Source organism: Pseudomonas sp. GM55 (genome assembly GCF_000282395.1).
GTDB lineage: Bacteria > Pseudomonadota > Gammaproteobacteria > Pseudomonadales > Pseudomonadaceae > Aquipseudomonas > Aquipseudomonas fluorescens_CC.
In genome coordinates this window covers 44774-69491 of sequence record NZ_AKJJ01000139.1, presented here as the reverse complement: position 1 = coordinate 69491, position 24718 = coordinate 44774, and the positions used below count along the sequence as shown (strand labels likewise).

Below are 24718 nucleotides of genomic sequence, written 5' to 3'. Positions count from 1 at the left end.
ATTATTTTTATTTCACCTGTCGATTTGCCGGATCGCCGGACGACTAAGGGTGTCTTCACTATAAAAACCACGGAGAACCACCATGAACTCGCACACCCAGATCCAGAACCTCATCGAGAACTATCGTCAGGCGGTCATGGCCAAGGACATTGAAAAAGTCATGGCCCTGTATGCCGATGACATCGTCTCCTTCGACGCGGTCAAGGCCCTGCAATTCAAAGGCAAGCCGGCGTATCGCGCGCATTGGCAGGCTTGCATGGAAATGTGCCCCGGCCCGCACATCTTCGAATTCCACGAAATCACCATCGAGCCGTCCCAGGAAATTGCCTTCGCTCACTGGCTGGCACATTGCGGTGGCACCAACGACAAGGGCGAAACCCAGTCCTGCTGGATGCGCGTCACCGCCTGCTATCGGCAGGAAGCCGGGCTGTGGCAGATTGTTCACGAACATTGGTCGGCGCCGTTCGACATGACCAGCGGCGCGACGCTGTTCGACCTCAAGCCCTGATCGTCGGGAGGCCGAGCCGGAATGCCAATCAGCGACCATAGTTGATCGTTCGATAAGGAGAGCGTGATGAAGTATTTATGCCTGGTCTACAGCGATGAGCATCTGCTGCATTCGCTACCGGAAAGCCCGAAGGACGAAGAGTGCATGGCCTATGCCGAGTCGATCCAGGGCAGCGGCCGGATGGTCGCCGCCGAGGCGCTGGAGTCGGTACAGACCGCCACCACCGTGCGCATGCGCAACGGCAAGCTGTCGATCACCGACGGCCCGTTCGCCGAAACCAAGGAGCAACTGGCCGGCTTCTACTTGATCGATGCCAAGGACCTCAACGAAGCCATCCAGGTCGCCGGGAACATTCCGGCGGCCCGGGTCGGCAGCGTCGAAGTGCGCCCCGTTCGACAGTTGAATCCTTAAGATGCCGGGGCTGCCGGTTCAGGCGCAGGTCGAGCGGGTCTATCGCGAAGAGTCGCGGCGCATTCTCGCGACCCTGATTCGTTTGCTGGGGGATTTCGACCTCGCCGAAGAGGCCTTGCACGAAGCGTTTTTCATCGCGGTCGAACGCTGGCAGCGTGACGGCGTGCCGGACAATCCGCGAGCCTGGCTGGTGTCCACCGGACGCTTCAAGGCCATCGATGCCTTGCGTCGGCGCGCGCGTTTTGCCGCGTCGCAGCCTTTGTTGATCGCGCAACTGGAGGCGCTGGAACAGGCCGACTGGAGTGATGAGGACGTGGAAGACGATCGCCTGCGGCTGATCTTCACTTGCTGCCACCCGGCCCTGGCGGCGGACGCGCAAGTGCCGCTGACGCTACGGGAAGTCTGCGACCTGACCACGGAAGAAATCGCCCGGGCCTTTCTCTCGGCCCCGGCCACCATCGCCCAACGCATCGTGCGCGCCAAGGCGAAGATCCGCGATGCGAAAATCCCTTATCAAGTGCCGACACTGGCTGAGTTGCCCGAGCGTCTGGACAGCGTATTGCGGGTGATTTACCTGGTGTTCAACGAGGGTTATTCGGCGTCCGTCGGGGCCGAACTGGTCCGCGAGGAGTTGACCCGCGAGGCGATCCGTCTCGGCCGGTTGCTGGTGGAGTTGTTGCCGGAGCCGGAGGTGATGGGCTTGCTGGCGTTGATGCTGTTGCACGAGTCGCGCCGCCCGGCCAGAACCTCGGCGAGCGGTGAGCTGATTGTGCTGGACGAGCAGGACCGTTCGCTGTGGGACGCCGGGTTGATCACTGAAGGCTGCGCGCTGATCGAACAGGCATTGAGCATGGGGCGATTCGGACCCTATTGCCTGCAAGCGGCCATCGCGGCAGTGCATGCCGAGGCCCCGACGGCGGGGGCAACCGATTGGCCGCAGATTGTCGGTCTGTATGACGTGCTGCTGCGAGCGGTGCCGTCGCCGGTGATCGAGTTGAATCGGGCGGCGGCGATTTCGAAACGGGATGGGCCACTGATGGGGCTGACGCTGGTGGATGCCATTCTGGAGCGGGGAGAACTGCTCGACTACCACCTGGCGCATTCGGCGCGGGCGGAATTTTGTCGGCAACTGGGCCGCAAGCAAGAGGCGCGGGCGGCGTGGGAGAGGGCGCTGGCGTTGACCCGGCAAGAGCCGGAGCGGCGGTTTATTGAAGGGCGGCTCAAGGCGTTGGATTGATGTGATATTGGCTGGCCTCATCGCGGGTAAGCCCGCTCCCACAGTAGAGTGGTGCACACAAGTTTTGTGACCACACCATTCCTGTGGGAGCGGGCTTGCCCGCGAAGGGCGCGCCGCTATTCCAGCATCTTGCCCAGCAACCAGCTCCCCGCCGGCCCCGGCGGATTCAGCCTTGACCACAACGCATCCACCGACACCGTTTTCGGCCAGCCGCGCACCACCAGTTCCTGCAACGTACCGGGCCCGAACCGCTCGACCAGCCAGCGGGGCAGCGGCGCCCAGCCGAATCCGCCCTGGGCCATTTCCAGCAGCATCAGATAACTCGGTGCCGACCAGACGCGACCCTTCGCCCGACTTTCATAGGGATTGATGATGGTGGCCAGGCGCAGCTCGCGGTGCTGCTGCAGTGCGTCCTGATCGACATGGTCCAGCCTTGCCAAGGGATGTGCCGGGGACACGAACAGGGCGATTTCCGTGCGTTCGTCCACCGTCGAACTGACCAGGTCCGGCGGGTAGCTGTCCTGCATTTCGGCGAAGGCAATCTGCGCCCGGCCGCTTTGCACCAGGGACACCAGGTCATCGCATTCGGCAATCAGGCATTCGAGCTCCAGGTCCGGGTAACGCTGCTCGAAGGCACTGAGTGAGGCTTCGAAACGGTCCGACTGATAGGTGTCGGACAGCGCCACCGTCAGCTTCGCTTCCACCCCTTGGGACAGTTGGCTGGCGGTCATTTCCAGACGACTGGTGGCGGCCAGGATGTCCTCGGCCCGCTGCAGCATGACATGCCCGGCCGGGGTCAGTCCGGGCTTGCGGCTGCTGCGGTCGAACAGCGTCAGGTTCAAGTCGATTTCCAGGCTGGCCACCGCCGCGCTGATGGTCGACTGACTGCGGCCCAGCTTGCGCGCCGCGGCGGAAAACGAGCCTTGGGTCGCGGCTTCGACAAACGCCAGCAACACTTCGTGAGAAGCCATGAACTATCGCCTTGATCGATGGTTATTGGTTGTGAAGTATCGGTGCGATGACAGATCATGGCAACCACAGTCACTCAAGGGAGTTCGGCCATGAGCGCCAACAAGTCCATTACTGAACGTATTTTCCAGGCCATCGGTTTCGAACTTCTGGCGATCCTGATCTGTACCCCGTTGCTGGCCTGGATCATGGACAAACCGATGCTGGACATGGGCGCTGTCACCATCGCCATGGCGGCCTTGGCCCTGGCCTGGAACGTGGTGTTCAACGGCTTTTTCGATCGCATGCTCAAGCGCCTGGCTATCGCGCACAACGCTTGGGTGCGTGTGGTGCATGCGCTGTTGTTCGAAGGCGGACTGGTCGCCCTCGGCGTGCCGCTGATTGCCTGGTGGCTGAACATCAACCTGTGGCAGGCGTTTGTGCTGGATATCGGCGTGCTGCTGTTCTTCCTGCCATACACCTATATCTATCACTGGGCGTATGACGTGGTTCGGGAGCGGATGGTGATGACTCGTCAGGCTTGCTGAGTTGAGTTTTTGTGGTGAGGGAGCCAATTCCCTCACCACTGAGTTTTCCAATCGAGTCGTATAGCGTTTACAGAAACATCCCGCCCGACGCCTCGATGCGTTGGCCATTGATCCACTGGCTACCCGGTGCCAACAGCAGCGCAATCGCCGTGCCGATGTCATCCGGCACGCCGGCGCGACCCAGGGCGGTGTTGTTCGCCACCAGCGTGTTCAGCTCGGGGTTGTCGCGCACGGCGCCGCCGCTGAAATCCGTTTCTATCGCCCCCGGTGCCAGGATGTTCACCGCGATATTGCGCGCTCCGAGTTCCTTGGCCTGGTAGCGGGTCAGCACTTCCATCGCGCCTTTCATCGCCGCGTAGGCGCTGTGCCCCGGCAGACTGAAGCGGGCCAGGCCACTGGAAATGTTGACGATGCGACCACCGTCGTTGAGCAATGGCAACAGCGTCTGCGTGAGGAAAAACGGCCCCTTGAAGTGGATGTTCAGCAACAGGTCGAACTGCTCGACAGTGGTGTCGACGAAGTTGGCGTGCAGGCCGATCCCGGCGTTGTTGACCAGAAAATCGAAGCGCTCGCGTTCGAAGTGGCTGTGCAGGACCTTCGCCACTTCGCTGCCGAAGGCGTCGAACTGCTCACTCCGGGCAACGTCCAGTTGCAGCATGACGGCGCGACCGCCGAGGCTTTCAATCTTGGCCACCAGTGCCTGTGCCTCATCGGCGCGGCTGTTGTAGGTGCCGATGATGTCGATGCCTTGGGCGACCAGATGCAGGGCTGCGTTTTTGCCGAGGCCGCGGCTGGCGCCGGTGATCAGTGCGATTTTACGGTTCATGGGACTTCCTCAGGAGCAGTGGGCGGTTGATGTGAGGAAGTTTATTTATCCGCTTAGGGGTGATAAACAGAGTTAAACCGGAATCACTGGTCGGATAATCCGAACAATAAAAGAGCGGGCCGATGAACAAACTGGAACTGTTGCGCACCTTTGTCCGTGTCAGCGAAATGTCGAGTTTCACCCTGGCCGGAGAAAGCCTGGGCCTGCCTCGCTCAACGGTGTCCGAGCATGTGCAGGCACTGGAGGCCTTGCTCGGCACACGGCTGTTGCAACGCACCACGCGCAAAGTGCAGGCGACCCAGGATGGCCTGGTGTTGTACGAGCGCAGCAAGGACCTGTTGTCGCACATGGACGAAATCGAGGGCTTGTTTCGCCAGGACGAGGCGTCGCTGGTCGGGCGCATTCGCATCGATCTGCCGAACATTCTTGCGCGCCGAGTGGTGATGCCGCGCTTGCCGCAGTTCATGGCGCAGCACCCGCTGCTCGAACTGGAAATCAGCAGCACCGACCGCCGGGTCGATCTGTTCGCCGAAGGCTTCGATTGCGTGCTGCGCATCGGCGCCCAACCGGATCAATCGGTAGTGGCGCGACACCTGTGTGACTTCACCATGGTCAACTGCGCCAGCCCTGCGTATGTGCAGCGCTATGGCGTGCCCGAGCGCCTGGAAGACCTGGCGCAGCATCGGCTGGTGCACTACGTCGGCGTACTGGGCGGGCGTTCGGAAGGGTTTGTGTACGTCGACAAGGGGCAGGTGCGGCGATTGCCGATGGCCGGCAGTGTCACGGTCAACAGCACCGATGCCTACGAGGCCGCCTGCCTGGGTGGTTTCGGCCTGATTCAGGCGCCGAGGATGGGTATGCAGCAATACCTGCAAAACGGTGAGTTGCTGGAGGTGTTGCCGCAGTTCAACGCGCCGTCCATGGAGGCATCGCTGCTCTATGCCCGGCAGCGGCACTTGCCGTTGCGGGTCAGGGCGTTCATGGACTGGCTGGGGGAGGTGATCCGCTCGGTGGCCTGATACGAGTCCCTGTGGGAGCAGCTGTTTTAACCCTGCCATTCGTCACCACCATTCGGTGCCGTCGCGCAGCATGGCATTCAGCCTGATCAGCAGGTTGCGGATGGTCTTCATCTGCAAGCCGCCACCGTTGGCGACCATGGTCCCGGCCACGCCCGAGGACAGTATGTGATTGGTCGACACCGGCAGGCCGAACATGTCGGCGGCGCCGATGTGCAGGGGTGTTCAATAATCCTGCTGCTTGCGAAACGCCCAGCGCCCGGCGATCACGGTAAAAGTCGCGACCAGCGCCACGAGGATCCAGAAACCTTCCGGATCACCGGCCAGCGGAATGCCGCCGACGTTCATGCCGAAGAAACCGGCGATGATGTTGATCGGCAGCGCGAGTACCGTCACCACCGTCAGGGTGAACAGCGTGCGGTTGGTCTGTTCGTTGATGTTGGCGGCGATCTCTTCCTGCAACAGCTTGATCCGCTCACCCAGCGCCGTGAGGTCATTGATGATCAGCGCAAACTCCTCGGTGGATTTGCGCAATTCCTTCACGTCTTCCTTTTGCAGCCATTGCGGCGGCCGGTTGAGCAGGCGCAGCAAAGAGCCTGGCTCCAGCGCCAGCAGCCGTTGCAATCGCACCAGCACCCGGCGATTGGCACCCAGTTCGGCGCGGTTGGTCGACAGCCGCGAGGACAGTAATTCGTCTTCGATCTGATCCACGCTCTGGCTGGTCTTGCGCACGATCTGGGTCAGCACTTCACCCTGATCGCGCAGCAGGTGCACCAGCAGTTCCAGCGGGGAGCGAAAGCATTCCCGGGCCTTCACCGACGAGCGCAATTTGTCCACCGAGTGCAGCGGTTGCAGGCGGGCGCTGATGATCAGCCGGCTGCGGGCGCACACCCACAGCGTCGAGACATCCGACGAGACCATGTTGCTGAGGTTGAACACCACGTCGTTGACCACCGCCAGCAACGCGGAGTCGACATGCTCGATGCGTGTAGAACGCGAGCCTTCGTGCAGCGCTTCGAAAAACTCCTCGGGCAATTCCAGATGGCTCTTCATCCAGCGTTCGCACGCGGCGTGGGCGAGGTTCAGGTGCAGCCACAGAAATTGCTCGTCGCTTTCCGGTTGTTGCAGGTACTGCAAGGCCTCGGCGGAATTGATTTCCCGACCGGCCTCACCGGGGCGAAAACTGAAACCGTAGAGCAGGCCGAACAGATCCGTGTCGCGATGGCTTTGATCGATGCTGTGGTTCATGAGGACTCGCAAGGGGAGGCGCCTGTCACGTGTTTTACAGGTTCACTTGAGCGGCATCATCGCAAGCCGGGATGACGTTTTTGTGACGGGGAAATAACGTTAAAGATTGCTCTGTCGGGGCAGTTGAACGAGGTGACGGCGCGCCTGAGCGCTTGAATCCCGAATGCACAAAAGCCGCACGACTTCTCAATCGTGCGGCTTTTGTGTGTTTCGCGATCAGGTGTCCTGTTTGTTTTTCAGGACCTTGCCGTTGGAGGCATCGATGTCCACATCCCACTCGACGTTTTTGGCGTCACGCAGTTCGATTTCGTACTCGTAACCGTTGAAGTGGTTGTCCAGTTCGGTTTTGGTGATCGTTGCACCCGGGTGCAGATCCAGCGCGATCCTGTTCAGATCTTCCAGCGGCTTGATCTTGCCGTCCTTGACCAGTTGCGGGATCTCATCGACCCGCACATCGGCCTGGGCCAGGCCCGCGCTGAGGGTCAGGGTTGCAGCGGTCAACAAAGCAGTCAGGGTCTTCATGGGATTCTTTCCTTGGGCGATCCGTTCAAGTGAGATCAGGTTAACGTGAGTAACTTAATCCACCCTTAAAACCCCCTGCATGTCCTGCATCAATCCCTGTAGGAGCGAGCTTGCTCGCGAAGCAGGTACCTCGGTGTCGTGACAGGCAGGGATCAATAGCCGTTGCTCTTCAACACCTGATCGACACTCGCCGCCGGGCGTTTATAAAACGTCAACAACTCTCTGGCGCGGTTGGTGAAAATGCCGTCGACACCCGCGTCCATGACTTTCTGATAGTCCACCGCCTCGTCGACGGTATAGACGTGTACCAACAGGCCCTGACTGTGGGTGTACTGGTTCATCCACGGTTGCACCAGGTCCGAATAGCTCTGGTCGCCACCCAGGGTCAGTGCGGCGGACGGTCCTGTGCCAATGGCACCCTGGGCCTTGGCGTAATCGATCCACTGCTGGAATTCGGCTTTGTCCTTCGGTTCCTGCCTGGCGTAGTAAGCGGCTTTGTCCTTTGCGCCGGACTCGGCAAATGTCACTTTGGACTTGGGCTCGATACTGCCTTCACCCACCCACAACAGCAGGATCTTCGGCACCGCCGGCATTTCCTTTTGCAGCAGTTCGAGGCTGCTCTTCTCAAAGGTCTGCAGGACCACCTTGCCTTTGCCCTGGCCGACCGCCAGTTCGCTTTTCGCCAGTTTCGAACCGGTCGGACTCAGCCAGCCACGGTCCTGAAGTTTTTCCTTGAGGTCGCGTTCGATGCCGGGAAACTGCTTCGGCTCCTTGGTCTCGATGTACAGACCTGGCTTGTGCAAGGCGTTGCCCTCGGCGATGTCGATGACTTCATCAAGGGTCAGAATCTTCAGGCCGGCGAAGGCCGGGCGCGCGCGATCCGGGTACGCGGCGTTGAACCAGCTGCCCGCATCCAGGGTTTTCAGCTCGGCCATGGTGAACGCATTGGCCGGGCTGTCCTTGCGCTCGGGGAATTTGCTGGCAACGTCGGTGGTGCGTTGCAGGTTGTTGTCGTGCAGGGCAAACAGCACGCCATCCTTGCTGCGCTGCAGGTCCATTTCCAGGTAGTCGGCGCCCAGGTCGCGGGCAGCCTTGTAGGCGGCGGCAGTGGATTCCGGTGCATCGAAAGATGCACCACGGTGGGCGATCACCGCTGGATGTGGAATACCCAAGCGGGTTGCCAGCGCCGTGGGGCCGGGTTCGCTGGTGGCCTGTGCCTGGCCGAAGCCGAGCAACAGGCTCAGTAACAGGGCACTTTTAGTAAAGGGTGCAGGCATGGTCGAGATCCTTTCGCAATGAGGGGGTGGTTCCTTTTAACAACTGATCATTGCACAGGCTATCGCGAGAGCGACACAAACCTGTTCAATGCAGAATTTTTTCAGCGGTTTTGTGCGGTTCTTTGCAGTAATCTTGGCCTCGGCCATTTCCCCGGCAGAGGGAAACCCATGTACCTGCCTTGCGTGTAAACCATCGATCAGCGGTCCGTTGCGACCTTATGTGAGGTTTACCATGCGCATCACTTCCCAGCTCATCTGCCAGGCTGCCGACCAACTCAAAGGCTTCGTCGGCCTCAACCGCAAGACCGGGCACTACATCGTGCGCTTCAGTGAAGACTCGTTCGGCATGGACGTGGCGGACGACGGCATCATCCCGATCAGCGAGTTCGTCTGGGCCGCGGGGCCCGGGCAGGCCATGACGCTCAAGCGCGAATTGATTCAGTTGCTGCTGGCGCAGAACATCGATGAGCGGATCAACATCACCGAGCCCTTGCGGGTGTACATGAACCGGCGGGACGTGCCGGAGATTTCGGCGGTGCGCAGTCTGGTGCAGGGCTGAGTTGTTGCGGTGAATTGACGGGCCCTATCGCGGGCAAGCCCGCTCCCACAGGGGGTGTGGGTGTACGCAAGACATGTTCCCACCACAAAAACCTGTGGGAGCGGGCTTGCCCGCGATAGCGGCCTGAAGAACACTGAATCGGTTACTGATCGAACCCATAGGCCCGCTCAACCCGACACACCCGCGTATGACACCGCGCATACCAGGTCGAGCGCCCGCGCTCGCGAATCGCACTGTGCTCCGGATGATGCTTCCACGCCAGAATCGCCGCTTCACTGGCCCAGTACGACACGGTTATGCCCAACCCATCCTCGCCCCGAGCCGATTCCACCCCGAGAAACCCCGGCTGTTCACGGGCCAGTTCCAGCATCCGTGCGGCCGCTTCGGCGTAACCCAAGTCGTCCTCGGTACGCACCGAGGTGAAGATCACCGCGTAGTAAGGCGTTGCTGGTGTATCGGCGATCATGACGACCGCCCTGCACAGGCGGCGACAAAGGCACCAATCAACGGCGGCAAGACGCCCTTGAGCGCCGCCCGCTCGGGCTGGAACAAGGTTGCGACAAAAAACGGATGGCCGCGGAGTTCGACCGCGCGCAGCCCTTGTTCCGAATCGTGGCCGACGGCGTGGAGTTCACGCTTGAGCAGATCCCCTTCGAACTGCGGATTCACCCCATAACGACAGCGATAGCCTTCACGAATCTCGGTGCATGCGTACGCCTCGGCGATCAACGAGCCTTCACCTAAATGAATGGTATCGACGGCTTCCACCAGCGCGCACGTCAGCGGTGTCAGCAGCGCCCGTGTTGCATCGGGCGCCGTCTCGCCGTGCTCGGCATCCGACCAGCCCAGCACATTGCGCGCATATTCCAGTACCGCGTGTTGAAAGCCACCGCAGGTGCCGAGGAAAGGTCGCCGTTGTTCGCGGGCAAAACGGATCGCTTGTAATGCGCCGTCCATGTTGCGATACGGGCTGGCCGGTACACACCAGAATCCGTCGAATCTGTGCAGCGGTGTCTCGCTGTGGATTTCATCGGTGGCCAGCCATTGCCATTGCAGGTTCAGGCCGGTGAACGCGGCGACCCTTTCGAGGGCGATGGGTATGGCCTGATGGGCCGTGACCTGTGGGTCGTAGTCGCCGATCAGGGCGATGCGAATCGGGCGGGTTTCCATGTGGGGCCTCTGCACTTGTTGATTCCTGGTGCCCACTATAGATTGGCGCTCACGCACTCAATATTGGCGTTTTCCCAAGTGATCAATGCAGCCACGCACTATCGACTGGACTACCCGGACCTGGCCCTGATCCTTGCGCTGGTGCGCGGCGGCTCTCTGGCCCGGGCCGCACAGCTGTTGAAGGTGGATGTCTCGACGGTGTTTCGAGCGGTTCGCCGGCTGGAGGCTGCACTGGGACAGCAACTGTTCGAAAAGAGCCGCGCCGGTTACTTGCCCTCCACCCTGGCGCAGTCCCTGGCTGAACAGGCCGAGCGCGCTGAGCAGGCGCTGGAGGCGGCGCGCATCGGTGTGGAGCAGGGCGGGGAAGTGATCAGCGGTATCGTGCGCCTGACCTGTACCGATTCGGTCCTGCAAGGTTTGCTGTTGCCGGCGCTGGCGCAGTTCATGCCGAACTATCCGGCGCTGACGCTCGAACTCAGCACATCCAATGATTTTGCCAACCTCAGCCGTCGGGATGCCGATATCGCCCTGCGCCTGACCCGCTCGCCACCGGAGCACCTGGTGGGACGGCGACTGGCGGATATTTCCTACCGCGTGTGCGCCAGCGAGCGGTATCTGCAATCGGTCAACACTACAGACCTGGCCTCATTGACCTGGATCGCCCCGGACGATTTCCTGCCTGATCACCCGACCGTGACCTGGCGTCGCCAGGCCTTGCCGGGCGTAACGCCGGGCTATCGCTGCAACAGCATGCTTTCGGTAACCGAGCTGGTCAGGGCGGGACTAGGCGTTGCGGCATTGCCGGACTTTTTGATTGGCGACGGACTGCAGCCGCTGGGCGAGCCGTTGCACGGATACGACACCGCACTGTGGCTGCTGACCCGACCCGATTGCCGCGCCTTGCGCTCGGTGGTCACGTTGTTCGATGAGTTGGGGCGGGCGCTGAAACTGCCGTGAAGCCGTTCAGACTTTTGGCACATCCTTGTGCACGAAGTGTTGATGCATTTCCGTGGTCAGGTTTTCGATGCGCTCGGTGAGGGCCTTGGTCATCTCCGTGAGGCGGGTGTTCTGCTCAAGCAGCTCCAACAGTTGCGCGGTGTTTTTCGCGGCCTCTGCCTGCCGTTCGCTGTTGGCGATCGCCAGCGCTTCGCGGTGCTGCGCATCGGCATCGGTTTGGGCTTTGTCCCGCGCGGCCTGACGAGTCTGGGCCAACAGAATCAATGGCGCGGCATAGGCCGATTGCAGGCTGAAAGCCAGGTTGAGCAGGATGAACGGGTACGCATCGAAGTGGGTGAAGCCGGACAGGTTCAGGCACACCCACGCCACCACGATCAGCGTTTGTGCGCCAAGAAAGGTCGGGGTGCCAAAGAATCGGGCAAAGGCTTCGGCGCGCAGGGCAAACTTGTCATTGCCAAAGGTCGGCGCCAGGTGGGCATGGGGGCGATGGAAACGCAGGTGATCGACGGGGGTGGCGGTTGCTTGGCTCGTGGTGGTCATGATGTTCTCTGTTTGTCTCCGGGACTGAGGCTCACTATAGCCTCAGCGCCAGTTTCATTTTGAAACACATGGGCCGTTCAAATCAGCGCCAGCAATCGTTCGACACCGCTGTCGACGTTGTCATTTATGACACCTGATAGCAGGCCAGAAACATGTCCAGCGCGGATTCCGCCACCCGGTGCTGTTCTTCGGGTGACAAGCCCGGCTTGCCCATGGAAATCTGCGGCCAGAATGCAAAAGACTTGAGCAGGCCCTGCACCTGTTGTGCGGCAAAATCAGGGGCAATGGCTTTCAACCGGCCATCGACCTGAGCGGCGCGAATCCACGCCGTCAGCCCTTCTTCACGTTCGCCCATTCGCGCCACCATGTCCTGCGCCCGTTCCGGGGAATGAATCGCCGCCGCTATCGCCACCCGAGCCAGGTCGAGAAAATTGTCATCGCCCAACATTTGCAGTTTGGCCATCAGCAATACGCGCAATTGGTCGCGCAACGGCAGGTCGGGGCGGTAGGCCGTTTCCTGTTTTGCCGTCACCCGGATCCATAACTGTTTGAGGATCTCGGCGAACAACTCTTCCTTGCTGGGGAAGTGGTTGTACACCGTGCGCTTCGACACCCCGGCAGTGGCAGCAATCTTGTCCATGCTGGTGATCTCGAAACCGTTGTCACGGAATTCGTTGATCGCGGCTTGAATGATCGCTTGGCGTTTTCGGTCGGTGAGGCGCTGTGGAGCTGTCATAAGTACGCTTCGGCAGGAAAAAAGGGAAAGTTACACTCGGTAGTTTACTTGTCATCGACTTTGATGCAACCTAGAAACTACACTGTGCAGTGTAATGTTTTGTTAATCCTGCCCAGTAAAAAATAGAAAGTCCGGCTGATGCGTGCGTGCCTTGGCCATTTATCGTCCCAAAGCGGAGAATCGCGTCATGCGCGGTTTTTCTGGAGTCATTCAGACATGGCCAATTCAAACTCCCCGGCGGACAACGCCTCCACACCTGAAGCGTCCCGACAGGCTCAAGGGCAGTATCAAAACTTCACGCCGATTCAACGTTTAAGCTTTGGCAAAACCATGGGCATCCTGTGGAACGCGCTGTTCCACAAACCGCAAAACACCCGCCCGAGCGCGCCCGTCCCGGTGCAAGCCCTGACTCAAGCCGCGCTGATCGCAGCGCCCAACCACAGCGTCTATCGCCTGGGCCACTCCACCGTGTTGCTCAAGTTGCGCGACAAGTTCTGGATCACCGACCCGGTCTTCGCCGAGCGGGCCTCGCCCGTGCAATGGGCCGGCCCCAAGCGTTTTCACCAGCCACCCATCAGCCTGGAACAATTGCCACCGATTGAAGCGGTGATCCTGTCCCACGACCACTATGACCACCTGGATCACGCGGCTGTGTTGAAGCTCGCGGACAAGACCAAACACTTCCTGACCCCGCTGGGCGTAGGCGACACCCTGATCAAGTGGGGCATCGACGCCAGCAAAGTCCGCCAACTGGATTGGTGGCAAGGCACGGAAGTCGATGGCATCCAGTTCATCGCCACCCCATCGCAGCATTTCTCCGGCCGTGGCCTGTTCGACAGCAACAGCACCCTCTGGGCTTCGTGGGTGATGATCGACGGCGACACACGCCTCTTCTTCAGCGGCGACAGCGGCTACTTCGACGGCTTCAAACGCATCGGCGAACAGTACGGCCCATTCGACCTGACCCTGATGGAAACCGGCGCCTACAACGTCGACTGGCCGCACGTGCACATGCAACCCGAACAAACCCTGCAAGCCCACATCGACCTCAAGGGCCGCTGGCTACTGCCGATCCACAACGGCACGTTCGACCTGTCGATGCACGCCTGGTACGAACCCTTCGACCGCATCCTGGCCCTGGCCTGGGAGCGCAACGTATCGATCACCACACCGCAGATGGGAGAAGCGTTCAACCTGATGCATCCGCAGCGCGGTGGGGCGTGGTGGCTGGCGGTGGAAGGGGAGAGTGATCGGGTGGTGGCGCAGAACGCGTAGAGTGATGGGCCCTGTAGGAGCGAGCTTGCTCGCGAAAAACATCTGGACAACGCGATCATTCAGACAGCACGCGTTATCGTTAACGTCCATCGCGAGCATGCTCGCTCCTACAGGGGGGCATTTATCGTCAGTCAAAGAGTTGTCTCACTCAACCATCGCAAAATCCGCCCGCCCAACCGGATTCGGCGTAGTCCCTTTCACATTCATCCCTCGTCCCGGCGCAAACCCCGGGAAGAACACCAACCCTTCGGCTTCAAGCCGATAGGCCAGCGCCAGGCGCGTGACATCCAGCACTTCCTGGCGCGCCTCGAAGCGTTGAATGGCATCCACCGAGACTCGGGACTCCCGCGACAGCTCTTCCACACTCCAGCCCAGCATCGCTCGGGCCTGGGCGCAGTGGGCCGGGGTGAATTGGAAGAGGGCGATACGTTCCAGGGTGATTTTCATCGCTTGAGAGGCCATGGTGTTCTCCGGGCTCGAGAGTGTTGGTTCAAAATATACTGTGTTTTTGTACAGTTGTTTTGAGCCCGGATCAAACGCATTTTTTGATTTGTCTTTTCAGGCAGACGAACGGCGCTGCGCTTACTTGTCCGCCAACCCCGGCGCTTCCCGCACGATAAAGTGATCCAGATTCTCGATGTTGGCGCTGAACACTCCGAACGTCTGCTCGGGATTTTTCTTGCTCGGCACCTGCTTCAATTCCGGCGTCACCCCATAAAAGAAGCAGTACAACTCCCGCCCGCTCTCAATGGCGTGCTTGATCTCCTCCAGGAACGCCTTGCGCTTGCGGTAGCTGTCGATCAGCTTTTTGCTCAGGTAGACATTGACCGAGTAAGGCTTCTTCTCGAACCAGACCTTCTTCTCGAAATCGATGCGAAAACTCTGGGTGTAGTCCTTGATCTCCTTGACCTTGCCCCAGTAGATCAGCCCCTTGTTGTCTTGCAGGTACTCGATCTTCTTGAAAAACGACCCGTAGGGCGCGGTGTGCTCGCCAATCTTCAGCGGCACACGCTTGAGCAAATCCTTGTCGTCGAAGTTCGACACAAAGCACTCCACCGGGTGGGCGAAGATGCTGGTCTTGTCCGGTGCTGACTCTCTGCCCGGTTGCTCGACGTTGCTTGGCGCCGAAGGCGTCAACGACTCATCCCGCACCCCGTCCGCTGCGACCTTCGGACTGGACGGCTTGCGCACATACTCGCGCCTGGTCAGTAACAATTCCGACGGGAAATGCTCCTCGCGACTGTCATCCGTTTCTGCATCCTCCACACCCGATGCTGGTGTCTTCAGGCTTGCATAGGGACACCCCTCGACATGCCGCGTACTCGGCAGGTTCTTGAAGTGCGGTGTGCGCACGTAATTCACATTCCTGGCGTTGAAGGTGCCCAGCTCATTGGTCGCATCGAACGCCAAACGACAGGCATCGTTGGGGCACTGGAAATGCTCCTTGGCCGAATCGAACGCCATCGTCTCGTCAAAATTCAGATCCCGAACGTCATAGATCGACAACTTGTCGTTGAGGCTGAGGCAGTAGGCGAGGTCGAATTTCATGTCGGGTTCCAAATCCTTTATGCGAACAGCTTCCAGTGATGGCGCATTCGAAGCAATAGCTACACTGAGATCACTTCGATATCGCCGGGTCTGCACAGTCCATCAATGAGGGCGGTTTCATGAGCCATTCAGATGCATCGCCCCCCCTCCCGGAGCCGGGCCGGATAGCACGTCGGGATGAACCGACCGGTTGGCGCCGCTGGCTGCCAGGGCTGGGCATGCTGCGCGACTACCAATCGGCATGGTTGCGTTACGATATCGTGGCCGGCCTGGTGCTGACCACGATGCTGGTGCCGGTCGGTATTGCTTATGCGGTGGCCTCGGGCGTGCCCGGCATTTATGGCCTGTACGCGACTATCGTTCCGCTGCTGTTCTATGCCGTGTTCGGCCCCAGCCGGATTCTGGTGATGGGACCGGATTCGTCCCTGGTGGCTGTCATCCTTGCGGTCATCATTCCTCTCTCCGGCGGCGATCCGCAGCGAGCCGTCGCCCTGGCGGGGATGATGGCGATCGTCTCGGGAGCGGTGTGTATCCTGGCCGGTCTCGCGCGCCTGGGTTTTGTGACCGAGCTGCTGTCCACGCCGATCCGCTACGGCTACATGAACGGCATCGCACTGACCGTATTGATCAGCCAACTGCCCAAGCTGTTCGGCTTTTCGATTGAGTCTGGCGGTCCATTGAGAAACCTGGGGGCCATCGCCTCAGCGGTGATGGAGGGAAAGGTCAACTGGACCACATTCATGGTCGGCGGGCTCACCCTGGCAGTGATCCTGTTGCTCAAAAGAAGACCGCAATGGCCGGGCATCCTGATCGCCGTGGCAGGCGCGACGGTCGCCGTAGGTGTATTCGACCTTGCGACACGCGCCGGTGTGTCGGTCCTCGGTTCGCTCCCGCAAGGTTTGCCCGGCTTCGCCATCCCCTGGATCACCAGCGCCGACATCGTCCCGGTTCTGATCGGTGGTTGCGCCGTCGCACTCGTCTCGTTCGCCGACACCAGCGTGCTCTCCCGTGTCTACGCGGCGCGAACCCGTACTTACGTCAACCCGAACCAGGAAATGGTGGGCCTCGGTATCGCCAACCTGGCGGCCGGTTTTTTCCAGGGTTTCCCGATCAGCAGCAGCTCGTCACGGACTCCCGTGGCCGAGGCCGCCGGAGCCAAAACCCAACTGACCGGCGTCGTCGGCGCGCTGGCGGTGGCCTTGCTGCTGGTGGTGGCACCGGACCTGCTGCAACATTTACCGTCCAGCGCACTGGCGGCGGTCGTAATCGCCTCGGCCATTGGCCTGATCGAGATCAGCGACCTGCGACGGATCTATCGCATCCAGCGCTGGGAATGCTGGCTATCGATTGTCTGTACGGTCGGCGTGGCCGTGTTCGGCGCGATCGAGGGCATCGGCCTGGCCATCGTGATTGCGATCATTGAATTCCTCTGGGATGCCTGGCGCCCTTACTCCGCGGTATTGGGGCGCGCCGACGGGGTCAAGGGCTACCACGACATCAAACGCTACCCCGACGCGCGCCTGATACCCGGCCTGGTCCTGTTTCGCTGGGATGCGCCTTTGTTTTTTGCCAACGCCGAGCTGTTCCATGACCGCGTGCTGGACGCCGTGGCGGCATCGCCCACCCCCGTGCGCTGGCTGGTGGTTGCCGCAGAGCCGGTCACCAGCGTCGACGTGACCTCCGCCGACATGCTGGCCGAACTGGACGACACCCTGCACGCGACGGGTATCGAGTTGTGCATTGCCGAAATGAAAGACCCGGTCAAGGACAAGCTCAAGCGCTTCGGGTTGTTTGCGCGGTTGGGGGAGACGGCGTTTTTTCCGACGGTTGGGGCGGCTGTGGATAGCTATGTGGCGACGTATTCGGTGGATTGGGTGAAAGGATAGGTGCTCCCGCCATTGGACAAGCCCCTATCGCCTGACTAGCGTTGTCTGGCAGATCGAATCGCCGCCTGCCTCATGCTCAAGCGCCGGGCCAGGCGGATTGACCAGCCATCCTGGCCTTGATTGCCGTGAAACCCGAGAGGCCGAAATCGAGACTTCACATCAGGGAGCGCTCCATGCCCAATAACTGGCCCGCCGGAATTGAGCACGTCGTCGTGCTGATGATGGAAAACCGTTCGTTCGACCATTTGCTGGGGGATTACACAAGCATCAATGCCGCGTGTGACGGTATCAACCGCAAGGCGCCCAGCACCAACCCGCTGAAGCTGGCCAATGGCAATTCGACGGTGATCACCCAGGCATCGGAGTTCCCGGAAAACTACAGCTTGTGGGCGCCGCCGCCCCCTCTGCCTCCGGCACTACCGCCGAGCAACAGCGAGGGTTTCGACCTCGGCCACGAGTTCGTCAACGTGGAAAAACAACTGGGCGTCTCCTTCAAGACCAGCCCGGCCAACCCTACGCTCGCCGGGTTTGCCCAGGACGCCTACGACAAGGCCCGCAGCGACCTGAAAGTGTACAAGACCTGGTCGCAGTCCATGGCCCAACGGGCGATGAACTACATCCCGTTCGGCGCCACGCCAGCGAAGGATACGTTGCCGGCCATCCACGGACTGGCGCGCAATTTCACCGTGTGTGATCGCTGGTTTTCCTCAGTTCCGGGCCCCACCTGGCCGAACCGTTTTTTTGCCATGCTCGGCAGTTGCAATGGTCACTTGCTGATGCCTTCCACTGGCACAGTGCTGGCCGGTATCAAAAGCCTGATCGCACAGTTCGGTGGCGAGAGTATTTTTTCGCTGCTGCGCAACAACGGCCACGACGCGCGGATTTATTCCGATGGCGCGATTCCGCTGGCGGCACTGGTCAAGGGTGGTTTGCAGCACCTGAGCATCGACGACTTCAAGTCGGACGTCGCCGGCAACAAACTCCCTGAACTGTCCTGGATCGAGCCGAGCTATGGCCTGCTCAACGGCAAACTCGGGCCCAATGTGTCGCATCATCCGCCCGAAGATTTGCGCTTCGGCGATCAGTTTGTCGGTGAGGTGTTCAATGCCTTGTCGGCCAATACCGCTGTCTGGAACAAAACCCTGTTTGTGCTGCTGTACGACGAACATGGCGGCTTCCATGACCACGTGGTGCCGCCGACTTGCGTGGCGACCGGTTCAACGGTCGATGTCCCATGGAAAAATCCCTTCACCCGCCTCGGTGTGCGTGTTCCGGCGATCCTGGCCTCGCCGTGGCTCAAGCCAGGCTTGATTCCCTGGACGGGTAACGTCCAGGCCCAGCATTACGATCACACCAGCCTGCTGGCGTTTCTTTGTGATCACTTCAAATTACCGCGCAGTGCCCTTGGCCCACGAGTGGTCGCGGCGCAGCACTTTGGCAATGCACCCATCTGGCGTACTGCACCAGGCGTAACGGCTGCGCCAAAACTGGCGGCCACCGTGGTGCCCAGTCGCGTCGGGTTGCCATTGATCGAGTCGGAACTGGCGACCCAGAGTCGGCAAGTGGTGGACAGCGCCACCGGTTACCTCGACGGCCTCGACCCAGAGCAGATCTGGAAGAGCAGCGCCCAATGGGTCAGCGGTTTTCTCGGCAACCGCAGCCGCGCCCTGGCTGATCCGGCTCAGGCCGCGCTCACGCCTGCCGCGCCCAGTGCCGACAGCCTGGAGGCGAAACTGCGGCGCCTGCAGGATTTGATGGTCACCGCCCAGGGTCAAGCCGTTCGCCCCGTTGCAGTGCCTGCCAGCAAAGCCTTGGCAGAACCGGGAGCGGAAGTCGCGCCAACACGGCTGCGCGTCCTGTGCCTGCCAGGTGTCGGGTTCACGCCAGCCGGCCAGGGGCAGGGCGGCATCGATGCGAACTGGCAGGACCAGTGGCGCACATTGATCCGTACTCAACTGGCACAGAACGGCCGCCCCATCGATGACCAGGACATCGACTTCCTGTCCTTCGATGAGCAACTCAAGGACGGGCCGGACTTCGCCCAGATCACCCGAGGCCTGGCGATGCTGAGCGCCGACGCCAGGGGCAAGGCCGACGAGAACTTCGGCAGTTGGGGCCTGCCGGTCAATCAGATGTTGCGCACCACAGTTGGCGCCATCGTGCAATGGATCGAAGACGCCGAGTTGCGTACTGAACTGACGCAACATCTGTTGGAGAAGATCGAGGCCTTCAATCCGCAGATCATCTTCGCCCAAGGCCTGGGCAGCCTGATCGGCTATGACGCCCTGCGCCGCTCGGTGGCAAAAAAAGGCTCGGCACTCAAACGCATCGATGGCCGAGTGTTCGTCAGCTTCGGCTCGCCGATCGCACTGCCGCTGGTGATGCGCGAAGTGTGGGGCGGGCGGGTGCTGCGCCTGAGCGAAAACGGCCGAGGCATCCGCCGCTGGTTCCACCTCCACAACCCCAACGACGGCTTGCTGACCCGGCCGATCACCTCGCCGGATTCAGCGCGGGTCGACCTGCAAACCGAGTTCAGCGTGCCGCTGCGCGATGACCTGCTCGACCTCAATCACGCCGCCCAGGCCTACTTGTCCTCACCCACCAGCCAGACCGGCCTGTGGCCGCAACTGGCCCGCGATGTGGTGGCGGCGCGAGCGCTGGAAGTGCCGGCGTTCCTGTCCCGCAGCGGCCAACGCAAACGTCGCGCATTGGTGGTCGGCATCAACGACTACCTCGACCCGAGCGCACGCCTCGAGGGCTGCATCAACGACACCTACCTGATCAGCCGCATGCTTCAGGAAAGCGGCTACGACGCCGGCGACATCCGATTGCTGCACGACGCCCGAGCGACCCGGGCCAACTTCGTCGAACGCCTCGAATGGCTGGTGGAAGGCGCCCGTGCCGGCGACGAGCGCGTACTGTTCTACTCCGGCCACGGCACCCAGTTGCCGGTCTACAGCAGCAGCGGCGAAGCCGACTGCATGGACGAAACCCTGGTGCTCCACGACTTCGACTGGGACGACGAAAGCACCCACTTCACCGACAAACTGTTCCGCCAGTTCTACAGCCACCTGCCATTCGACCCGGACGGCCACGGCGCCAGACTCACCGTCATGTTCGACTGCTGCTACGCTGGCGGCATGACCCGCGGCAACGGCCGCGTGCGCGGCATCACCCCACCCAGCGACATCCGCCACCGCATGCTGCGCTGGGACCCCTACGCCGGCGACTGGGACCGCCGCGTCTACGCCACCGACGCCGACCGCCGCGACTTCAGCGAACAAGACAACAAAACCCGCGGCCTCACCCGCACCCGCACCACCCAAGGCGCCGCCACCGGCCTGCGCCCGGAGAAAAAAGCCCAACTGCTGCGCCAAACCAGACTCTACGGCCACCACGGGCCCTACATGCCGCTGATGCTCTACGCTGCGCGGGAGAACGAAAAGGCCAATGAGTATGAGGTGGGGTCGAACAGCTACGGCGCGTTCACCTATGCCCTGGTTGAACAACTGCGCAAGTTGCATCAGGAGGATGCGACGTTGGGGTTTGATCAGTTGATTGAGCGGGTGGGGAGTGTGTTGAGCGCGAGATCGTTGGGGCAGACGCCGGAGATTGTTGGGCCTAGTGGGGTTAGGGCGGCGGTGTGTCCTTGGCGGATTAGTGGGTTGGGGAGGTGAGGTGCCTGCTCCAATGCCATACCGCGAAAGATCGCAGCTTGTGGCAGCTCCTACGGATTTGCATAGAGCCTCGATTCCACGGGGGGATCCGGTCGGTGTAGGTGCTGCCGAAGGCTGCGATCTCGCCAGATCGCCCGTGCATAGGATTCTTTCGCTGGTCGTGTAGGAATTTTCTCTTAATTTGGTAGGCTTCATCCTCCGCTAAGAGGATGAATGGATGCCAGCAGTCATTGTCGAAAATGATGAATCGAAGTGGGCCGATGAAACAGGTGACCTTTACCACTTTCCGAAGCAGTACAGAGCGATTCTTACCGAAGGAACCGCGGTGCTGTATTACAAAGGCAAAATGAGAAATAAGGCCTTTTCGGATCGGCGCCTTAGCGCCCAACCTCATTATTTTGGAGTTGCTCGAATTGGGAAGGTGCATGCAGACAAGAACAGCACAAAAGGTGACTTGTTTGCAGTCATTGATGGCTTTGAACCCTTTGAATTTGCAGTCCCGAACAAAGTTGGTGAAAAGTATCTGGAACAGATTCCTCCAAAGCTCAAGGATAATTACTGGCGTAACGGTGTCCGGGCGATTGATCAAACCGTGTTTGACAGCATCTATGCCCATGCGGTGCTGAAGTCGGATCAAGTCGACAATCCCAGCCTAGCCGGTGGTGCGCAGGACTTTGAAACTAGGGTCATCGGTACCGAAGGGAAAAAAATCTCATATTTCGGTGTGAAATATGAGCGCCGTCCAAAACTTCGGCGTCAGGCAATAGCTATTCATGGACTCAGTTGCAAAGCCTGTGATTTTGATTTCGAGAAAGCGTACGGCGAGCACGCAAGAGGCTTCATCCATGTGCACCATGTGAAGCCAATTTCTGAATATGAGGAGAATCAGTTATAGACCCTACGACGGACCTGATTACTCTCTGCGCAAACTGCCACGCGGTTGTTCATCGAAAACCCGGAACGCTGCTGAGTGTTGAGGAACTGAAAAGCATGAAGCGTGGTCGATGGGTTTTCGACGATTGATCTAAAGTAGTCGCTAGCGGATTACCCCTGTCAAGAAAAGCATTTTAAGGTGGATAATTCGCTTTTTTTAAAAAAAAGGCCGCCATTTGGCGACCTTTTTCAAGCAAGTAACTCAAGCCAGAATCAATCCCAGCTCAACGCCCCACCAGTCTGATACTCAATAACCCGAGTCTCAAAGAAATTCTTCTCTTTCTTCAAGTCCATGATCTCGCTCATCCAAGGGAACGGGTTAGTCGTCCCTGGATACTCTTCCTTCAAACCAATCTGGCTCAGACGACGGTTAGCGATGAACTTCAGATAGTCCTCCATCATCGCCGCATTCATGCCCAACACACCACGAGGCATGGTGTCACGAGCGTATTCGATCTCCAGCTGAGTGCCCTGCAGAATCATCTGCGAAGCTTCTTCCTTCATTTCAGCATCCCACAAATGCGGGTTTTCGATTTTGATCTGGTTGATCACGTCGATGCCGAAGTTCAGGTGCATGGATTCGTCGCGCAGGATGTATTGGAACTGCTCGGCGACGCCGGTCATTTTGTTGCGGCGGCCCATGGAGAGGATCTGGGTGAAGCCGCAGTAGAAGAAGATGCCTTCCAGGACGCAGTAGTAGGCGATCAGGTTGCGCAGCAGTTCTTTGTCGGTTTCGACGGTGCCGGTTTCGAACTTCGGATCGGAGATCGAGCGGGTGTATTTCAGGCCCCAGGTGGCTTTTTTCGCGACCGATGGGATCTCGTGGTACATGTTGAAGATTTCGCCTTCATCCATGGCCAGCGATTCGATGCAGTACTGGTAGGCGTGGGTGTGGATCGCTTCTTCGAAAGCCTGGCGCAGGATGTACTGGCGGCATTCCGGGTTGGTGATCAGGCGGTACACGGCCAGGACCAGGTTGTTGGCAACCAGGGAGTCGGCGGTGGAGAAGAAGCCGAGGTTGCGCATCACGATGCGGCGCTCGTCGTCGGTCAGGCCTTCCGGGTTTTTCCAGAGGGCGATGTCGGCGGTCATGTTGACTTCTTGCGGCATCCAGTGGTTTGCGCAGCCGTCCAGGTACTTCTGCCAGGCCCAGTCGTACTTGAAGGGTACGAGTTGGTTGAGGTCGGCGCGGCAGTTGATCATGCGCTTTTCGTCAACGGCGACACGGGCGGAGGCGCCTTCGAGTTCGGCGAGGCCTTCGGCCACGTCCAGCGAATCCAGGGCGGCTTTGGCGCGGGCAACTGCGGCGGAGTCAGCGGCGGTCACGGCACGGGCTTCCAGGGCGGCGGCACCGCCAGCGCTGTCGAGACGGTCCATGTTGGCTTCGGCGGCGTGGCCGGCGTTGGCGCTCTTGACTGCTACTTCCGTGTCTTCTTTGTCGAATTCGTCCCAGCTCAGCATGACGTGTCGTCTCCTGCGTGAGGGCCAGTGTGCCCGTGTGAAATTGGATAGGTCGGTTTTTCACACGGCCTTACTGGCCGCGTTGGATCTAAAGGAATCGTTTTTTGCAGCAGCTATACGCAGGCATCAAACAGAATTTTGTACGGGGTTCCGAGAGCCACTGATGGGCGCAGCAAGCTTTGATGGCTTGTGCGGGGCTTCAGACTGGCTTTTCATTCCTGTAAGGGAATATTGCAGGCCCGTTTAACCCCCGCATTATAGGGAAGTTTTGCGTGCTGTGGTGCGACGAAATGGCTCACGGATCGGTCGACGGCGACCGTTTTTCGGTCAGAGCGAGGGTTTACAGGGCTTTGAACGATGTTGGCGGGGGAAGATTTTTTTTCCTGGGTTTTTGCCCTGGATTATTTTTGCTCAAGAAATAACCAAAAAAGGCTTTTTTCACTACATCTTGTGTTTCGGTGGGGTTTTCTCGGGCTCCAGACACAACCAGGCCCGACCGAAGTCGGGCCATGAAGTCGTGCTGGCGGCTCAGCTCAGGCGAGCGGCACCGACGTGATCGGCACCATCGGCGGCGAGGCGGGCGGCGCCGGTGTGATCAGAACCGTCGGAAGCGAGTTTGCCTGCGCCAATGTGGTCTGCGCCATCGGCTGCGAAGAACGCTGAACCGGTGTGGTCGTAACCGTCGGAAGCGACAGAGGCTTCGCTGGTGTAAGCAGCCGAGCCAGTGCGGTCGTAACCATCGGCAGCGAAGGTGTTGGCAGCCAGTACGGAGAGGGTGAGGGCGAGGATCAGTTGGGTTTTCATGGTCAGTGCTCCAGATTCTTGGGCGTCGTTTGTCTTGGGTTGCAATTGATACTACGCCGACTATTTCGATTAAAAAGCGCAAATAAATGCTTACAATAATCGATTTAATCGATCATTAAGGTTCGGCGCTTCATCTGCCTGATTGCGGCGGGTGGGTCGAACCTTTTCGGGGGAGGGGTGAAGCAGGATCAGCCGTTAGAGCAACCGTTGCCCATCGCGCTGTAACGCAGGATATGCCGTTGACCGTTGGAATCTTCGTATTCCATTTTCATTGGCACAACTTCACAAACATTCGGGGCTTCGCTCATGGAGATCACTTTGGCGATGTCCAGGTTCATCGAGTAAGTGTATTCCTCAATGGGCGGTTGTTGCTGCGCGACATCAGCCGGGACCTCGCCTGCCATGGCGGTTACGCACACGCTGCTGAGGGCCAGAACCAATAAAGCTTTCATTTGAATTTTACCTTTCTAAGGTCGAGTGGGTTCACGCAACCTTTTTGGGGTTGCGTGTGGAGCTGAACTACTGGGTTTGGGTTAACTGCCTTCGTGGGGGCTGTAACTTGGTTAACTCAGGTTGCCGGGTTGGCGTGGCAGATTTTAGGGGTGGCGGATAAGTTCATATAGCCGTGGTT

General features: G+C 59.9%; 24 protein-coding genes and 2 pseudogenes. 11 read left to right on the top strand and 15 right to left on the bottom strand.

Going from position 1 to position 24718, the window contains the following annotated elements:
* The first annotated feature begins 82 nt into the window (after positions 1–82).
* The 3 genes from PMI31_RS26925 (at position 83) to PMI31_RS26915 (ending at position 2156) form a co-directional block, all read left to right on the top strand.
* The gene (locus tag PMI31_RS26925; protein WP_008022846.1) at positions 83–508 is read left to right on the top strand and encodes a YybH family protein; all 426 of its coding nucleotides are present in this window, start codon (positions 83–85) and stop codon (positions 506–508) included.
* 66 nt (positions 509–574) lie between these two features.
* Positions 575–919 (top strand): YciI family protein, encoded by a 345-nt coding sequence (locus PMI31_RS26920; RefSeq protein WP_008022845.1) that lies wholly within the window; start codon positions 575–577, stop codon positions 917–919.
* 1 nt (position 920) lies between these two features.
* Positions 921–2156: an RNA polymerase sigma factor gene (locus tag PMI31_RS26915; RefSeq protein WP_008022843.1), complete on the top strand. Its 1236-nt coding sequence runs from the start codon at positions 921–923 to the stop codon at positions 2154–2156.
* A gap of 116 nt (positions 2157–2272) precedes the next feature.
* On the opposite strand, the gene PMI31_RS26910 is transcribed toward PMI31_RS26915, so the two are convergent.
* Complete coding sequence (locus tag PMI31_RS26910) at positions 2273–3127, bottom strand: LysR family transcriptional regulator (RefSeq protein ID WP_008022841.1); 855 nt, start codon at positions 3125–3127, stop codon at positions 2273–2275.
* A gap of 90 nt (positions 3128–3217) precedes the next feature.
* Here PMI31_RS26910 and PMI31_RS26905 point away from each other — a divergent pair, with 90 nt between their 5' ends.
* The gene (locus PMI31_RS26905) at positions 3218–3652 is read left to right on the top strand and encodes a multidrug/biocide efflux PACE transporter (protein WP_008022838.1); all 435 of its coding nucleotides are present in this window, start codon (positions 3218–3220) and stop codon (positions 3650–3652) included.
* 67 nt (positions 3653–3719) lie between these two features.
* Here the strand turns inward: PMI31_RS26905 and PMI31_RS26900 are convergent, their stop codons facing one another.
* The gene (locus tag PMI31_RS26900) at positions 3720–4478 is read right to left on the bottom strand and encodes an SDR family NAD(P)-dependent oxidoreductase (protein ID WP_008022836.1); all 759 of its coding nucleotides are present in this window, start codon (positions 4476–4478) and stop codon (positions 3720–3722) included.
* Positions 4479–4600: 122 nt separating this feature from the next.
* On the opposite strand from PMI31_RS26900, the gene PMI31_RS26895 reads away from it, so the two are divergent.
* The gene (locus PMI31_RS26895; protein ID WP_008022834.1) at positions 4601–5497 is read left to right on the top strand and encodes a LysR family transcriptional regulator; all 897 of its coding nucleotides are present in this window, start codon (positions 4601–4603) and stop codon (positions 5495–5497) included.
* Positions 5498–5539: 42 nt separating this feature from the next.
* Here PMI31_RS26895 and PMI31_RS30425 read toward each other — a convergent pair.
* From PMI31_RS30425 to PMI31_RS26880, 4 genes and pseudogenes are all read right to left on the bottom strand, one after another.
* A pseudogene (locus PMI31_RS30425) lies at positions 5540–5713 on the bottom strand (inorganic phosphate transporter); the annotation flags it as partial.
* A 6-nt stretch (positions 5714–5719) separates the two neighbouring features.
* Entirely contained in the window at positions 5720–6742 is a 1023-nt protein-coding gene (locus PMI31_RS26890; protein WP_008022830.1) for a transporter, read from the bottom strand.
* Positions 6743–6958: 216 nt separating this feature from the next.
* Positions 6959–7264 carry a PepSY domain-containing protein gene (locus PMI31_RS26885; protein WP_008022829.1) on the bottom strand — a complete coding sequence of 102 codons (306 nt, stop codon included), beginning with the start codon at positions 7262–7264 and terminating at the stop codon, positions 6959–6961.
* Positions 7265–7416: 152 nt separating this feature from the next.
* Positions 7417–8541, bottom strand: coding sequence for a glycerophosphodiester phosphodiesterase (locus tag PMI31_RS26880; protein ID WP_008022826.1), 1125 nt, complete (start codon positions 8539–8541; stop codon positions 7417–7419).
* A 232-nt stretch (positions 8542–8773) separates the two neighbouring features.
* Between PMI31_RS26880 and PMI31_RS26875 the strand changes: the two genes are divergently transcribed.
* The gene (locus PMI31_RS26875; RefSeq protein ID WP_008022824.1) at positions 8774–9100 is read left to right on the top strand and encodes a DUF2025 family protein; all 327 of its coding nucleotides are present in this window, start codon (positions 8774–8776) and stop codon (positions 9098–9100) included.
* A 142-nt stretch (positions 9101–9242) separates the two neighbouring features.
* On the opposite strand, the gene PMI31_RS26870 is transcribed toward PMI31_RS26875, so the two are convergent.
* Both PMI31_RS26870 and PMI31_RS26865 read right to left on the bottom strand, forming a co-directional pair.
* The gene (locus PMI31_RS26870; protein WP_008022822.1) at positions 9243–9566 is read right to left on the bottom strand and encodes an antibiotic biosynthesis monooxygenase family protein; all 324 of its coding nucleotides are present in this window, start codon (positions 9564–9566) and stop codon (positions 9243–9245) included.
* On the bottom strand, positions 9563–10270 hold the full coding sequence (locus tag PMI31_RS26865; RefSeq protein WP_008022820.1) for a CTP synthase C-terminal region-related (seleno)protein: 708 nt from the start codon (positions 10268–10270) through the stop codon (positions 9563–9565). Before PMI31_RS26865 ends, PMI31_RS26870 begins: the two co-directional genes overlap by 4 nt.
* Before the next feature lie 15 nt (positions 10271–10285).
* On the opposite strand from PMI31_RS26865, the gene PMI31_RS26860 reads away from it, so the two are divergent.
* Positions 10286–11227, top strand: a complete 942-nt coding sequence (locus PMI31_RS26860; RefSeq protein WP_043302679.1) for a LysR family transcriptional regulator — start codon at positions 10286–10288, stop codon at positions 11225–11227.
* Between the two features lie 6 nt (positions 11228–11233).
* Here PMI31_RS26860 and PMI31_RS26855 read toward each other — a convergent pair whose 3' ends face one another.
* Positions 11234–11767: a DUF1003 domain-containing protein gene (locus PMI31_RS26855; RefSeq protein WP_008022816.1), complete on the bottom strand. Its 534-nt coding sequence runs from the start codon at positions 11765–11767 to the stop codon at positions 11234–11236.
* Positions 11768–11891: 124 nt separating this feature from the next.
* Positions 11892–12503 (bottom strand): TetR/AcrR family transcriptional regulator, encoded by a 612-nt coding sequence (locus tag PMI31_RS26850; RefSeq protein WP_008022814.1) that lies wholly within the window; start codon positions 12501–12503, stop codon positions 11892–11894.
* A gap of 216 nt (positions 12504–12719) precedes the next feature.
* Here PMI31_RS26850 and PMI31_RS26845 point away from each other — a divergent pair, with 216 nt between their 5' ends.
* Positions 12720–13778, top strand: a complete 1059-nt coding sequence (locus tag PMI31_RS26845) for an MBL fold metallo-hydrolase (RefSeq protein WP_008022812.1) — start codon at positions 12720–12722, stop codon at positions 13776–13778.
* A gap of 144 nt (positions 13779–13922) precedes the next feature.
* Here PMI31_RS26845 and PMI31_RS26840 read toward each other — a convergent pair whose 3' ends face one another.
* Both PMI31_RS26840 and PMI31_RS26835 read right to left on the bottom strand, forming a co-directional pair.
* Positions 13923–14240, bottom strand: a complete 318-nt coding sequence (locus tag PMI31_RS26840) for a helix-turn-helix transcriptional regulator (protein WP_008022810.1) — start codon at positions 14238–14240, stop codon at positions 13923–13925.
* 120 nt (positions 14241–14360) lie between these two features.
* A complete protein-coding gene (locus PMI31_RS26835) occupies positions 14361–15326 on the bottom strand; it encodes a hypothetical protein (protein WP_008022808.1) in 966 nt (321 codons plus the stop codon).
* A gap of 119 nt (positions 15327–15445) precedes the next feature.
* Here PMI31_RS26835 and PMI31_RS26830 point away from each other — a divergent pair, with 119 nt between their 5' ends.
* The 3 genes and pseudogenes from PMI31_RS26830 (at position 15446) to PMI31_RS26820 (ending at position 21912) form a co-directional block, all read left to right on the top strand.
* Entirely contained in the window at positions 15446–17212 is a 1767-nt protein-coding gene (locus PMI31_RS26830; protein ID WP_008022805.1) for a SulP family inorganic anion transporter, read from the top strand.
* A gap of 173 nt (positions 17213–17385) precedes the next feature.
* Entirely contained in the window at positions 17386–20889 is a 3504-nt protein-coding gene (locus PMI31_RS26825; RefSeq protein WP_008022803.1) for an alkaline phosphatase family protein, read from the top strand.
* A 217-nt stretch (positions 20890–21106) separates the two neighbouring features.
* Positions 21107–21912: pseudogene (locus tag PMI31_RS26820) on the top strand (HNH endonuclease).
* A gap of 123 nt (positions 21913–22035) precedes the next feature.
* Here the strand turns inward: PMI31_RS26820 and PMI31_RS26815 are convergent.
* The 3 genes from PMI31_RS26815 to PMI31_RS26805 form a co-directional block, all read right to left on the bottom strand.
* Complete coding sequence (locus PMI31_RS26815; RefSeq protein WP_008022799.1) at positions 22036–23283, bottom strand: ribonucleotide-diphosphate reductase subunit beta; 1248 nt, start codon at positions 23281–23283, stop codon at positions 22036–22038.
* 528 nt (positions 23284–23811) lie between these two features.
* Complete coding sequence (locus tag PMI31_RS26810) at positions 23812–24087, bottom strand: hypothetical protein (RefSeq protein ID WP_008022798.1); 276 nt, start codon at positions 24085–24087, stop codon at positions 23812–23814.
* Positions 24088–24275: 188 nt separating this feature from the next.
* The gene (locus tag PMI31_RS26805; protein ID WP_008022797.1) at positions 24276–24539 is read right to left on the bottom strand and encodes a DUF2790 domain-containing protein; all 264 of its coding nucleotides are present in this window, start codon (positions 24537–24539) and stop codon (positions 24276–24278) included.
* Between the last annotated feature and the right edge of the window lie 179 nt (positions 24540–24718).